The sequence below is a fragment of the Enterobacter sp. 4974935 genome (genome assembly GCF_058661735.1).
The window spans coordinates 2,817,695-2,831,511 of sequence record NZ_JBZWGT010000003.1 but is presented as its reverse complement, the minus strand read 5'-3'; the positions used below and the strand labels follow the sequence as shown (position 1 = coordinate 2,831,511).

9 protein-coding genes are annotated in these 13,817 nt (G+C 56.5%); 4 read left to right on the top strand and 5 right to left on the bottom strand.

Translation table 11 applies throughout. The features are described 5' to 3' along the window. Window positions 1-4 precede the first annotated feature (4 nt). Together clpA and AC4OVS_RS14870 are read left to right on the top strand one after the other, a co-directional pair. Window positions 5-2,284, top strand: coding sequence for an ATP-dependent Clp protease ATP-binding subunit ClpA (gene clpA, locus AC4OVS_RS14875; RefSeq protein ID WP_022647611.1), 2,280 nt, complete (start codon window positions 5-7; stop codon window positions 2,282-2,284). Window positions 2,285-2,537: 253 nt separating this feature from the next. Further along, on the top strand, window positions 2,538-2,987 hold the full coding sequence (locus AC4OVS_RS14870; protein WP_045309092.1) for a hypothetical protein: 450 nt from the start codon (window positions 2,538-2,540) through the stop codon (window positions 2,985-2,987). A 71-nt stretch (window positions 2,988-3,058) separates the two neighbouring features. Here the strand turns inward: AC4OVS_RS14870 and infA are convergent, their stop codons facing one another. The 5 genes from infA to trxB form a co-directional block, all read right to left on the bottom strand. Then, window positions 3,059-3,277: a translation initiation factor IF-1 gene (infA, locus tag AC4OVS_RS14865; protein ID WP_002211347.1), complete on the bottom strand. Its 219-nt coding sequence runs from the start codon at window positions 3,275-3,277 to the stop codon at window positions 3,059-3,061. Between the two features lie 284 nt (window positions 3,278-3,561). Further along, complete coding sequence (gene aat, locus AC4OVS_RS14860; RefSeq protein ID WP_491922530.1) at window positions 3,562-4,266, bottom strand: leucyl/phenylalanyl-tRNA--protein transferase; 705 nt, start codon at window positions 4,264-4,266, stop codon at window positions 3,562-3,564. Between the two features lie 45 nt (window positions 4,267-4,311). Beyond that, complete coding sequence (cydC, locus tag AC4OVS_RS14855) at window positions 4,312-6,033, bottom strand: heme ABC transporter ATP-binding protein/permease CydC (RefSeq protein WP_491922529.1); 1,722 nt, start codon at window positions 6,031-6,033, stop codon at window positions 4,312-4,314. Continuing rightward, window positions 6,033-7,799, bottom strand: coding sequence for a heme ABC transporter permease/ATP-binding protein CydD (gene cydD / locus AC4OVS_RS14850; protein ID WP_225303543.1), 1,767 nt, complete (start codon window positions 7,797-7,799; stop codon window positions 6,033-6,035). The genes cydC and cydD overlap by 1 nt, the downstream gene beginning before the upstream one ends. 114 nt (window positions 7,800-7,913) lie before the next feature. Next, window positions 7,914-8,882: a thioredoxin-disulfide reductase gene (gene trxB / locus AC4OVS_RS14845; RefSeq protein ID WP_022647616.1), complete on the bottom strand. Its 969-nt coding sequence runs from the start codon at window positions 8,880-8,882 to the stop codon at window positions 7,914-7,916. A gap of 543 nt (window positions 8,883-9,425) precedes the next feature. On the opposite strand from trxB, the gene lrp reads away from it, so the two are divergent. After that, a complete protein-coding gene (gene lrp / locus AC4OVS_RS14840; protein ID WP_000228469.1) occupies window positions 9,426-9,920 on the top strand; it encodes a leucine-responsive transcriptional regulator Lrp in 495 nt (164 codons plus the stop codon). A 135-nt stretch (window positions 9,921-10,055) separates the two neighbouring features. After that, window positions 10,056-13,721 (top strand): DNA translocase FtsK 4TM domain-containing protein, encoded by a 3,666-nt coding sequence (locus AC4OVS_RS14835; protein WP_199125614.1) that lies wholly within the window; start codon window positions 10,056-10,058, stop codon window positions 13,719-13,721. The last annotated feature ends 96 nt before the right edge of the window (window positions 13,722-13,817 follow it).

Below are 13,817 nucleotides of genomic sequence, written 5' to 3'. Positions count from 1 at the left end.
GCCTATGCTCAATCAAGAACTGGAACTCAGTTTAAACATGGCTTTCGCCAGAGCGCGTGAGCACCGACATGAGTTTATGACCGTCGAGCATTTGCTGCTCGCACTGCTTAGCAACCCATCTGCCCGCGAAGCGCTGGAAGCCTGCTCCGTGGATCTGGTGGCGCTACGTCAGGAACTCGAAGCCTTCATCGAACAAACCACACCGGTGCTGCCAGCCAGTGAAGAAGAGCGCGACACACAGCCGACGCTCAGCTTCCAGCGCGTGCTGCAGCGCGCGGTTTTCCACGTCCAGTCTTCCGGACGTAGCGAAGTGACGGGCGCCAATGTGCTGGTCGCCATCTTCAGTGAGCAGGAGTCCCAGGCGGCCTACCTGCTGCGTAAACACGAAGTCAGCCGGCTCGACGTGGTCAACTTCATCTCTCACGGAACGCGAAAAGACGAGCCTAACCAGGCATCGGATCCCAGCGGACAGATCAACAGCAATGAAGAGCAAGCAGGCGGGGAGGATCGTATGGAAAACTTCACCACCAACCTTAACCAGCTTGCTCGCGTTGGCGGTATCGACCCGCTGATTGGCCGCGACAAAGAGCTGGAGCGTGCCATCCAGGTGCTGTGCCGTCGCCGCAAGAATAACCCGCTGCTGGTGGGGGAATCTGGCGTGGGTAAAACCGCGATTGCCGAAGGTCTGGCCTGGCGCATTGTGCAGGGCGACGTGCCGGAAGTGATTGCCGACTGCACCATCTACTCGCTGGATATCGGCTCGCTGCTGGCGGGCACCAAATACCGCGGTGATTTTGAAAAACGTTTCAAAGCGCTGTTAAAACAGCTGGAGCAGGACACCAACAGCATCCTGTTTATCGATGAGATCCACACCATCATCGGCGCAGGCGCGGCTTCCGGTGGTCAGGTAGATGCCGCCAACCTGATCAAACCGCTGCTCTCCAGCGGCAAGATCCGCGTGATGGGCTCTACGACGTACCAGGAGTTCAGCAACATCTTTGAGAAGGATCGTGCGCTGGCGCGTCGTTTCCAGAAAATCGACGTAACCGAGCCGTCGGTTGACGAAACGGTGCAGATCATCAACGGCCTGAAAACCAAGTACGAAGCGCACCATGACGTGCGTTACACCGCGAAAGCGGTGCGTGCGGCGGTGGAGCTGGCGGTGAAATACATCAACGATCGTCATCTGCCGGATAAAGCGATCGACGTGATTGATGAAGCGGGTGCGCGTGCGCGCCTGATGCCAGCGAGCAAGCGTAAGAAAACCGTGAACGTAGCGGATATCGAGTCCGTGGTGGCCCGTATCGCACGTATCCCTGAGAAGAGCGTCTCTCAGAGCGACCGTGATACGCTGCGCACCCTCGGCAATCGCCTGAAAATGCTGGTCTTTGGTCAGGATAAAGCTATTGAGGCCTTAACCGAAGCGATTAAGATGGCCCGTGCTGGCCTGGGGCATGACCACAAGCCTGTCGGTTCCTTCCTGTTCGCCGGCCCGACCGGTGTGGGTAAAACCGAGGTAACGGTGCAGCTCTCCAAAGCGCTGGGCATTGAGCTGTTGCGCTTTGATATGTCCGAGTATATGGAGCGTCACACCGTCAGCCGTTTGATTGGTGCGCCTCCGGGCTACGTGGGCTTTGACCAGGGCGGCCTGCTCACCGACGCGGTGATCAAGCATCCGCACGCGGTACTGCTTCTTGATGAAATTGAGAAAGCGCACCCGGACGTGTTCAACATCCTGTTGCAGGTGATGGACAACGGGACGCTGACCGATAACAACGGGCGCAAGGCCGATTTCCGCAACGTGGTGCTGGTGATGACCACCAACGCCGGGGTGCGTGAAACCGAGCGCAAATCCATCGGCCTGATCCATCAGGATAACAGCACCGATGCGATGGAGGAGATCAAGAAGATCTTCACGCCGGAGTTCCGTAACCGTCTGGACAACATTATCTGGTTCGATCACCTGTCTACCGAGGTGATCCATCAGGTGGTGGATAAGTTCATCGTCGAGCTGCAGGTTCAGCTGGATCAGAAAGGCGTGTCGCTGGAAGTGAGCCAGGAGGCCCGCAACTGGCTGGCCGAGAAAGGCTACGACCGTGCGATGGGTGCCCGTCCGATGGCGCGCGTGATTCAGGACAACCTGAAGAAACCGCTGGCGAACGAGCTGCTGTTTGGCTCGCTGGTGGACGGCGGCCAGGTGACCGTGGCGCTGGATCAGGCGAAGAACGAACTGACGTACGATTTCCAGAGTGCGGCGAAGCACAAGCCGGAAGCGGCTCACTGAGTTGAAAGGTAAAAGCAAAACGGCAACTTCGGTTGCCGTTTTTTTTGTTTGCTCCCTCTCCCAGTGGGAGAGGGCTGGGGTGAGGGCATCAGGCCGCAGAGGAATTTTGCGAGGCGCTTTCCAGATTCTTTCGAAGTCAGTTGCTGGATAAATATACAGTAATAAAATGGTGTCGCACCTGCAAAATCGGGTGCCGGGATTGGCGTCCTGAAAGTGTGTGCACAGACAATCTTGCGTGCATAAAGGATTACATATGACTAATATTAATAGCTTCGCCCAGCTCTACACCGAACTCTCCCTCAACCCCGATCTCCCAACCCTGGCCGAGCGCTGCAAGCTGCTCACCGAAATCCTTCTCGACTGCAAATCTCTCCCACAAACGCAGCCCGTTTGCCGCTGTCTCGGAGCTTATCTGGAAGAGGTAAAATCCGGCCTCACAGAATCCATGCGTGATTTTCAGGTGGTGGAATTTGAGGACGAAGCGGAACAGCCGCGACAAAAAGAGTGGTTGCTGGAAGATACAGAAACGAAATGTGACTACTGCCGGGCGTTAAACCACGTGCTGCTGGTTTCGCATTTTGACCGCGATATGTTGCCGCACCTGACGGGACTGTTGCATGACATTACCCACGCGATAGCTGAAGATTTAATCGTACCCATGAACCCGTGCATGACAATACATTTGCCGACACAGCCACACTAAGGCCATAAATAAAAAAGGCCGGGATTGTCCCGACCTTTTAAATATTCATCTGCCATTACAGGCGAAAACAATTAGCGACTACGGAAGACAATGCGGCCTTTGCTCAGGTCGTACGGGGTCAGTTCAACAGTCACTTTGTCGCCCGTCAAAATGCGGATATAGTTTTTGCGCATTTTACCGGAGATGTGCGCAGTTACCACGTGACCGTTTTCCAGTTCTACGCGAAACATGGTATTAGGCAACGTATCAAGTACGGTACCCTGCATTTCAATATTGTCTTCTTTGGCCATCTAATCCTCTGGGGTATCACTACCAAGTTTTGAACCGGCAAGATAATGCCGAAATTCATCAATTAAGTAAAGAATTGCGCGTTTAAAACGCAGCAAAACAATTTCAGCGTATTGCCCAAGCGTCACGGTACAACCGAACGGAAAGCGCATTCGTAAAGGGGATACGACAGGATAAACGTCAGGACGTTATCTGAAGCGAGGGTCCCAAACGGCGGCGGGGCAACAGGCAGAAGCTACTCTGCGGCGTAATTATAACACCCTCATAAAAAATATGCGGAAAACATTTAGGCATTGGGCATAAAGAGCATTCTGGGAACCCAAAAATCGCGCGGAAGAGTCTCCAGTCGGCACTGTTCAAGGTGTTCGATATAGCGTCGGCGGGAAATTTCAACCGCGCCGAGCGAGGCGGTGTGCTCATTCAGCACCTGACAATCCATCAGTTGTCCGCCGCGTTGGGCAAATTCCTGGCTAAAAACCAGCAGCGCGGTTTTCGACGCATTCGTGGCGCGGGAGAACATCGACTCACCGCAGAAAAGCGTGCCCTGCGCCACCCCGTACATCCCCCCAACGAGGTCATCATCTTTCCATACTTCGATGGAGTGCGCGTAGCCCAGCTCTTGAAGCTGGTGGTAGGCGATAATGATGTCGCGGGTTATCCAGGTGCCTTCATGACGATCTTCAGCGCAGCCTTCGATTACCTGCCCGAAGGCGTGATTGAGCGTGACGCGATAGGGCGAATTTGCGTGAAAACGTTTCATGCTGCGGCTCAGGTGAAACTGCCCGGGCCACAGCACGGCTCGCGGGTCCGGAGACCACCATAAAATCGGGTCGCCGGGAGAAAACCACGGGAAGATGCCGCGCTGGTAAGCCAGTAAGAGACGCGCCGGGCTGAGATCGCCGCCCAAAGCCAGCAATCCGTTAGGTTCACGCAGCGCCCCCTCCGGAGAAGGGAACGCAATATTATGGCGAGAAAGCTGCACCAGGCGCATGACAACAGAACTCCAGTACGCGAGAGAGGACGCTACAAATATAGTCTACAGGCGCTGTTTAAACTGGTAGTAGCGACCCTGTTTTGCCAGCAGCTCTGCGTGATTACCTTGCTCAATTATGTGTCCGTTGTCCATCACAATTATTCGATCGAAATTCACCAGCCCGCGCAGGCGGTGAGTGACCATCAGCACGGTTTTGCCTTTCATCACCTTTGTCAGTAAATCAAGAATTTGACTCTCGGTTGTCGCATCCAGACCTTCTGTCGGTTCATCCAGCAACATCAGCGGAGCATCGTGCAGCAAGGCGCGCGCGATGGCCAGACGACGCAGTTCGCCGCCGGAAAGCTGTCGGCCCCCTTCACCCAGCCAGCTGTTCAACCCGTCGTCCTCAAGCAGCTTGTGCAGCCCAACCTGTTCCAGCATCGCCCGCAGCGTATCGTCAGAGGCGTCCGGTGCCGCCAGAAGAAGATTATCGCGCAGCGTAGCGCTGAACAGGTGCACACGCTGGGGCACGACGCTGACCGTTTTACGCAAGGCCGCTTCGCTATAATCAGACAGCGGAAGGTCGTTAAACCGAATCTCGCCCTGCTGCGGGTCCCAGGCGCGCGTGAGGAGTTGCAGAAGCGTCGATTTGCCACATCCCGTACGGCCAAGGATCGCAATGCGCTGCCCGTCATCAACAGAAAGGCTGATATCTTCCAGCGCGTTTTGCGCCTGCTTGTCGTAGGCGAAGGTGACGTTGCTGAGCGTCAGCGCGACCTGCTCCGGCACGATGGTTTGACCCGCGCTGAACTTCACTTCCGGCTCCTGCTCTGAAATATCCGTAATGCGCAGCGCAGAGGCAATCACCTGGCCGAGATGCTGAAAGGCGCCGGTGACCGGGGCTAAGGCTTCGAAGGCTGCCAGGGCACAGAAAACAAACAGCGCAATCAGCGGGCCAGGCTGCGGGTTACCGCCCACGCCACCGGAGGCCATCCAGAGCATGGCGATAACGGCAAACCCACCGATTAACATCATCAGCGCCTGAGAAAACGCGGTCAGTTCAGACTGGCGACGCTGGGCTTCATGCCAGTTCAGTTCCGTATTTTCCATACGGGTGCGGTAGCGCTTGCTGGCACCAAAAATGGTGAGCTCGGCCTGACCCTGCAACCAGGAGGTGAGCTGCTGGCGGTATTCCCCGCGCAAACGCGTCAGGTTTTCCCCGGTGGTTTTACCTGCACGATAAAACAGGGGCGGCAGAATAATCAGCGTCATCAGCATGATGCCGCCGAGCGTCAGTGCGATGGGAACATCCAGGAAACTCAACCCCAGCGTGACCACGACAATCACCACAAACGCGCCCACCATGGGCGAGATGACGCGCAGATAGAGGTGATCCAGCGTATCCACATCCGCAACTACGCGGTTAAGTAATTCGCCCTGCCGAAAACGTGCCAGCCCGGCAGGGGAGAGGGGCAGCAATTTGCTGAACGTATAAATACGCAGGTGTTGCAGCACGCGGAAGGTCGCGTCGTGGCTGACCAGGCGTTCGAAGTAGCGCCCGGCAGTTCGCGTAATCGCCGTGCCGCGCACCCCGGCGGCAGGCAGCATGTAGTTAAAGCTGTATAGCCCGGCAAAGCCTGCGGCCGCAGACGCGGAGAGGAACCAGCCAGAAAGCGTAAGCAGGCCGATGCTGGCGAGCAGAGTGATAATCGCCAGTACGATCCCGAGCGTCAGCATCCATTTGTGGCGTTTATACAAAGCAAGATAGGGAAGCAGGGCGCGCATCAGATATCCTCCTGACGGTTCGCCAGCAGGGTCGCAAAGGGCCCCTGCGCGGCAACAAGCGCGGCGTAATCGCCTTGCTCAACAATGTGTCCGTTTTCCATCACCCAGATCTGATCCCAGTCGGCAATACCTTCCAGCTGGTGGGTCACCATCAGGGTAGTTTGCTGGCGTGAGGCTGCGTTAAGCGCATCCATCACGCGCTGCTCGCTGTGAGCGTCCAGGCTGGCGGCGGGTTCGTCCAGCAGCATTAACGAACAGGGGTTCAGCAGCGCACGGGCAACCGCCACGCGCTGTGCCTGGCCCACTGACAGCCCGGCAGACTGATCGCCAATGACGGTATCGACACCCTGCGCAAGCAGCGGCAAAAACTCGCTGACCCAGGCGCGGTCGAGGACCGATTGCAGCTCATCGTCACGTGCATCCGGCCTTGCCAGCAGCACATTCTCGCGCAGCGTCGGGGCAGGCAGTTGAGGGTTTTGACCCACCCAGCTTAGCTGGTTACGCCAGGCATCAGGATCGAGCTCGCGCAGCTCCGTTTTGTTGATACGCAGCGATCCGGTGTACGCCATAAAACCTGACAGCGCATTCAACAATGAGCTTTTACCTGAGCCGCTGGTACCCACCAGCACCACACGTTGCCCGGCAGGCAGGGTAAAGTTCAGCGGGCCGGCCAGCACTTTGCCTTCAGGCGACAGAACAGAAAAATCCTGTGCTTCAATGGTCACCGGATCGTTCGTATTCAGCGTCACCTCACCACGCTCCGGATGCGCCAGCGGCGTTTCCATAAAGGTTTTCAGGCTATCGGCAGCACCCACCGCCTGCGCTTTGGCATGGTAAAAGGTGCCGAGATCGCGAAGCGGCTGGAAAAATTCCGGGGCCAGGATCAGCGCCAGGAACCCGGCGGAAAGCGTGACCGCCGTACCGTAGTGGCCAAAGTCCAGCGCGCCGAGGTAGGAGAAGCCAAAGTAAACCGCCACCAGCGCAATCGACAGGGAGGTAAAGAACTCGAGCACGCCGGAAGAAAGGAAGGCCATGCGCAACACTTCCATGGTGCGCTGACGAAAATCCTGCGACGCCAGGCGAATGTTTTCGGTTTCCGCTTCACCACGACCAAAGATCCGCAGGGTTTCCATTCCGCGCAGACGGTCCAGGAAATGACCGCTCAACCGACCCAGCGCAAGGAAGTTGCGACGGTTAGCATCTGCCGCACCCATGCCGACCATCGCCATAAACAGCGGGATGAGCGGGGCGGTCCCCATCAGGATCAGAGCCGCTACCCAGTTAACAGGGAAGATGGCGATAACAATCATCAGAGGCACAAACACTGCCAGCGTCATCTGTGGAAGATAACGCGCATAGTAATCGTGCATATCGTCGATTTGCTCAAGGATCAGCGTCGCCCAGCTACCGGCCGGTTTGCCCTGGATCCACGCAGGCCCGGCTTCCGAAAGCCGGTCGAGCACTTTGCGGCGGATCTCATAGCGGATGTGCTGGCCGGCATGGAACCCAACCCGTTCGCGCAGCCAGACCACCCACGCACGCAGGACGAAAACCAGCACCAGAACGATAAACGGCAGCAGCAGCGCTTCGCGCGGGATGCTCTCCATGATCATATGATTGAGAATGCGGGCCAGCAGCCATGCCTGGGCAACAATCAACAGACCGCTGATAAATCCCAGAACGCGGGAAATCATAAGCCAGCGGCGGGACAGAACGCTTTGCTGTTTCAGCCAGCGCGTTAACTCTTGTTGACGGGTTTTTTCCATTGCGTACTTTGCAGGTGACGTTATAAGAAATTAGACATCTGCATGTTACACGTGAGCAAAAATAAAGGCGACCAGTGGCCGCCTTTATTTACGTTTGTTACTGACTTGTAAAGATTATTTACCTTGTTCTGCCAGTCCGTCCAGATAGCGTTCTGCGTCCAGCGCGGCCATACAGCCGGTCCCCGCAGAGGTGATCGCCTGACGATAAATATGGTCCATCACGTCGCCAGCCGCGAAGACGCCTGGGATGCTGGTCTGCGTCGCATTGCCGTGAATGCCAGACTGCACTTTGATGTAGCCGTTCTCCAGCTCAAGTTGGCCTTCGAAAATGGCCGTGTTCGGGCTGTGACCGATTGCCACAAACAGGCCTGCCACCTCCAGCGTTTCGACGGTGTCGGTGTTCTGCGTATCACGAATTCGCAGACCTGCCACACCCATCTGATCGCCGGTCACTTCTTCCAGCGTACGGTTGGTATGCAGCACAATGTTGCCGCTCGCCACTTTATCCATCAGGCGTTTGATCAGGATCTTCTCGGCGCGGAAGGTGTCGCGACGGTGGATCAGGTGTACTTCTGAGGCGATGTTCGCCAGATACAACGCTTCTTCCACAGCGGTGTTGCCGCCGCCGATCACCGCAACTTTCTGGTTGCGATAGAAGAAACCGTCGCAGGTCGCGCAGGCTGATACGCCGCGCCCTTTGAATGCTTCTTCAGACGGCAGACCGAGATAACGGGCAGAGGCACCGGTAGCGATGATCAGCGCATCGCAGGTGTATTCACCGCTGTCGCCGGTCAGACGGAACGGACGGTTCTGCAAATCCACTTTATTAATGTGGTCGAACAGGATTTCGGTTTCGAATTTAGCAGCATGCTCGTGCATGCGCTCCATCAGCAGCGGCCCGGTCAGGTCGTTCGGGTCGCCCGGCCAGTTTTCCACTTCCGTGGTGGTGGTCAGCTGACCGCCTTTTTCCATCCCGGTAATCAGTACCGGTTGCAGGTTAGCGCGTGCAGCATAGACCGCTGCGGTATATCCCGCAGGTCCAGAACCAAGGATTAGCAGCTTACTGTGTTTGGTCGTGCCCATGAGATCCCCATTGTTGTTGGCAGGCAATGGGCTGGATTGTAGGGAATTTGTTGCCGTAAAAAAAGAGCACGACAGTTTTGCTTCCGATATATGCAATAGTCACGCCCTATGGATCAGACACGGTCATATCACGTCTGCTACTGAAAATCGCGCGTTTATAAGGCAATAAAATGATGATTAATACCCCCCCGTAATGAATATCCGGCATCTTGTACTAAAAATCGATGTTTTGCTTTGACAATCCCCTGCGCTTTTGCGAAAACATTCAAGGAAGAAAAAAAGACGCATGAACTGCATGCCGAATAGACATGCACGTAAATGCCATTTTTACCGGGTCAGTGAAATCTACGCATGGTGTGGACAGACGCCATACGTGATGTCTGTGACTGCTTTCGGGCAACGGTCTTCTTACCGCAGAACCCGAATCCACATCGCGTCTAATACATAACCAGGCGATGTGATGAATAACGGGTGCAGGCTCTGAACAGTGATGTGCACAGGGTCCAGGCAGGAGTAGGGAAGGAATACAGAGAGACAATAATAATGGTAGATAGCAAGAAGCGCCCTGGCAAAGATCTCGACCGTATCGATCGTAACATTCTTAATGAATTGCAAAAGGATGGGCGTATTTCCAACGTCGAGCTTTCAAAACGTGTGGGACTTTCCCCGACGCCGTGCCTTGAGCGTGTGCGTCGACTGGAAAGACAGGGTTTTATTCAGGGCTATACGGCTCTGCTAAACCCGCATTATCTGGATGCCTCACTTCTGGTATTTGTTGAGATTACTCTGAATCGTGGTGCGCCGGATGTGTTTGAGCAATTTAACGCCGCTGTACAAAAACTTGAAGAAATTCAAGAGTGTCATCTGGTTTCCGGTGATTTTGACTACCTGTTAAAAACCCGTGTGCCTGATATGTCCGCCTACCGTAAGCTGCTGGGTGAAACCCTGCTGCGTCTGCCAGGCGTGAACGACACCCGTACTTATGTGGTGATGGAAGAGGTCAAACAGAGCAATCGTCTGGTTATTAAGACGCGCTAACACGGAACAGGTGCAAAATCAGTGTAGTTTGATTACACTCCTGTTAATCCATACAGCAACAGTGCCGGGGATACCCGGCGCTGTTGTCCGTTTTAGCACACAGGCAGGACATGCCTGATACCTGGAGAGCCTTTCTTGAGCCAGGAATACACTGAAGACAAAGAAGTCACATTATCTAAGCTAAGCAGCGGACGTCGTCTCCTCGAGGCGTTACTGATTGTTATTGCCCTTTTTGCCGTCTGGCTGATGGCCGCCTTACTCAGTTTCAACCCCTCAGATCCCAGCTGGTCGCAAACCGCATGGCATGAGCCTATTCATAACTTAGGTGGCGTTCCCGGTGCCTGGCTTGCGGACACGCTCTTTTTCATTTTCGGAGTGATGGCTTATACCCTTCCCGTCATCATTATTGGCGGATGCTGGTTTGCCTGGCGTCATCGACAGAACGACGACTACATCGATTATTTTGCCGTTTCGCTGCGCCTGATTGGCGCCCTGGCGCTGATCCTCACCTCCTGTGGGCTGGCGGCGATCAACGCTGATGATATCTGGTACTTCGCCTCCGGCGGGGTGATCGGCAGCCTGTTGAGCTCCGCGCTGCAACCGATGCTTCATAGCAGCGGCGGCACGCTGGCGCTGCTCTGTATCTGGGCGGCGGGCCTGACGCTGTTTACCGGCTGGTCCTGGGTGAGCATTGCTGAGAAGATCGGCAGCTTTATTCTGACGCTGCTGACGTTCGCCAGCAACCGTACCCGTCGTGACGATACGTGGGTCGATGAAGACGAGTATGAAGATGAGTACGAAGAGGAAGACGAGGCGCCTGTACAGCGGCGTGAATCTCGCCGCGCGCGTATTCTGCGCGGTGCTCTGGCGCGCCGCCAGCGCGTCGCTGAAAAATTTGCTAACCCGTTAGGCCGTAAAACGGATGCCGCGCTGTTCTCCGGCAAACGTATGGATGAAGACGAGCAGATTGAGTATCGCGGTGCGGCCGTCGACCCTGATGACGTACTGTTCTCTGGCCATCGAGCCACGCCGGGAGAGTATGACGAATATGATCCGCTGCTGAATGGCCACTCCGTGACTGAACCGGTAGCCGCTGCTGCTGCCGCAACGACGGCTGCGCAGGCCCATGTTGCGCCTGTTGAAGCCGTGATGCCGTCCTCGCCTGTTCCGGCACCGGAGTCCGCGATCCAGCAACCGCAGGTAGACTGGCAGACTGCGCCAGGCGTCCATACGCCTGAACCGACCATTGCGCCTGAGCCTGAAAGTTATATTCCTGTGCAGCAGGAACAGTGGCAGCAAACGTCTCAGCCGCCTGAGCCTGCCAGCGTGCCGCAACAACCGTATCAGGCTTATACGCCCGAACCCGCTGTACCTGAACAGCCATACGTTGCACCGGTGTCTGAACCCGAAGTGGTGGAGGAAGCGAAGCCATCCCGTCCGCCATTATACTATTTTGAAGAAGTGGAAGAGCGCCGCGCCCGTGAGCGCGAGCAGCTTGCCGCCTGGTATCAGCCCGTGCCCGAGCCGGTGCAGGAGCCTGTTGCAAAAGCGCCTTCGGTCAGCGTTCCACCTGTAGAACCTACGCCAGCCGTTGCGTCGGGTGCAGAAGCCGTGAAGCAGGCAACGGCAGCCGCTGCCGCGTCCGCTTCGCTATTCAGCCCGGCAGCCGACAGCGCCCCGCGTCCTCAGGTGAAAGAGGGCATTGGTCCACAGCTGCCGCGCCCTAACCGCGTGCGCGTACCGACTCGCCGGGAGCTGGCCTCTTATGGCATTAAACTGCCTTCCCAGCGTATGGCGGAAGAAAAAGCCCGTGAGTCCGACTACGAAGATGATGCCGACGAACTGCATCAGGATGAGCTGGCGCGTCAGTTTGCTGCCCAGCAGAATCAGCGTTACGGCGAAGAGTATCAGCATGACGTGCCTTCACAGCAGGACGAGGATGATGCGGCCGAAGCGGAGCTGGCGCGCCAGTTTGCAGCAACGCAGCAGCAGCGTTATTCCGGTGAGCAACCTTCGGGGGCAAACCCGTTCTCGCTGTCGGATTTCGAATTCTCACCAATGAAAGATCTGGTGGATGATGGCCCAAGCGAACCGCTGTTCACGCCGAGCGTAATGCCGGAAGCGGAGCCGGTGCGTCAGCCGCCTGCACCACAGGCTTACGTGCAGCCGCAACAGCCGGCGCCGCAGGCGTATGCGCAGCCGCAGACACCTTCTCAACCGCCTCAGCCACAGTTCCAGCAGCCAGCACCACAGCCGCAGGAGAGCCTGATTCACCCGCTGCTGATGCGTAACGGAGACAGCCGACCGCTGCAACGACCAAGTACGCCGCTGCCGTCGCTGGATCTGTTAACGCCACCGCCAGCGGAAGTCGAGCCGGTGGATACCTTTGCCCTTGAGCAGATGGCCCGTCTGGTGGAAGCGCGTCTGGCTGACTTCCGCATTAAAGCGGACGTGGTGAACTACTCACCGGGCCCGGTGATCACCCGTTTCGAACTGAACCTGGCACCGGGCGTAAAAGCGGCGCGTATTTCTAACCTCTCCCGCGACCTGGCGCGTTCTCTGTCCACCGTGGCGGTACGTGTGGTGGAAGTGATCCCAGGCAAGCCTTACGTTGGCCTTGAGCTGCCAAACAAGAAACGCCAGACCGTTTATCTGCGTGAAGTTCTGGATAACACCAAATTCCGCGACAACCCGTCCCCGCTGACCGTGGTGCTGGGTAAAGATATCGCAGGCGATCCGGTGGTTGCCGATCTCGCGAAGATGCCGCACCTGCTGGTTGCGGGTACTACCGGCTCCGGTAAATCGGTCGGGGTGAACGCCATGATCCTCAGTATGCTCTACAAAGCGCAGCCTGAAGACGTGCGTTTCATCATGATCGACCCAAAAATGCTCGAACTGTCCGTCTATGAAGGCATTCCGCATCTGTTAACGGAAGTGGTTACCGACATGAAGGACGCCGCCAACGCATTACGCTGGAGCGTCAATGAAATGGAGCGTCGCTACAAGCTGATGTCGGCGCTGGGCGTGCGTAACCTGGCCGGTTATAACGAGAAAATCGCCGAGGCGGCGCGTATGGGCCGTCCGATTCCGGACCCATACTGGAAGCCGGGTGACAGCATGGATGCCCAGCATCCGGTGCTGGAAAAACTGCCTTACATCGTGGTGCTGGTGGATGAATTTGCCGACCTTATGATGACCGTTGGCAAGAAAGTGGAAGAGCTGATTGCGCGTCTGGCACAGAAAGCGCGTGCGGCGGGCATCCACCTGGTACTGGCAACGCAGCGTCCGTCCGTGGATGTAATCACCGGTCTTATTAAGGCAAACATCCCGACCCGTATCGCGTTTACCGTGTCGAGTAAAATTGACTCCCGTACTATCCTTGACCAGGGCGGAGCAGAGTCGCTGCTGGGGATGGGGGATATGCTCTATTCCGGGCCGAACTCCACCTCGCCGGTGCGTGTTCACGGTGCGTTTGTTCGCGACCAGGAAGTGCACGCGGTTGTGCAGGACTGGAAAGCGCGCGGGCGACCGCAATATGTTGACGGCATCACCTCTGACAGCGAAAACGAAGGTGGCGGCGGTGGTTTTGACGGCGGCGAAGAGCTGGATCCGTTATTCGACCAGGCGGTTAATTTCGTCACCGAAAAACGCAAAGCGTCCATCTCCGGCGTGCAGCGCCAGTTCCGTATCGGTTACAACCGCGCGGCGCGTATCATTGAGCAGATGGAAGCCCAGGGCATCGTGAGCGAACAGGGGCACAACGGTAACCGTGAGGTGCTGGCGCCACCGCCTTTTGAGTAATCTTCAGCGATTGCAAAGAAGGGTAAATCAGCAAAAATTAAGCATATTCTTCTGTCGCCTGCCTTCGGGCAGGTACAGAATAGAAACGGAACCCCC

Coding starts and splice junctions, on each gene's coding strand:
- clpA (WP_022647611.1), top strand. CDS start 5: ATGCTCAATCAAGAACTGGAACTCAGTTTAAACATGGCTTTCGCCAGA.
- AC4OVS_RS14870 (WP_045309092.1), top strand. CDS start 2,538: ATGACTAATATTAATAGCTTCGCCCAGCTCTACACCGAACTCTCCCTC.
- infA (WP_002211347.1), bottom strand. CDS start 3,277: ATGGCCAAAGAAGACAATATTGAAATGCAGGGTACCGTACTTGATACG.
- aat (WP_491922530.1), bottom strand. CDS start 4,266: ATGCGCCTGGTGCAGCTTTCTCGCCATAATATTGCGTTCCCTTCTCCG.
- cydC (WP_491922529.1), bottom strand. CDS start 6,033: ATGCGCGCCCTGCTTCCCTATCTTGCTTTGTATAAACGCCACAAATGG.
- cydD (WP_225303543.1), bottom strand. CDS start 7,799: ATGGAAAAAACCCGTCAACAAGAGTTAACGCGCTGGCTGAAACAGCAA.
- trxB (WP_022647616.1), bottom strand. CDS start 8,882: ATGGGCACGACCAAACACAGTAAGCTGCTAATCCTTGGTTCTGGACCT.
- lrp (WP_000228469.1), top strand. CDS start 9,426: ATGGTAGATAGCAAGAAGCGCCCTGGCAAAGATCTCGACCGTATCGAT.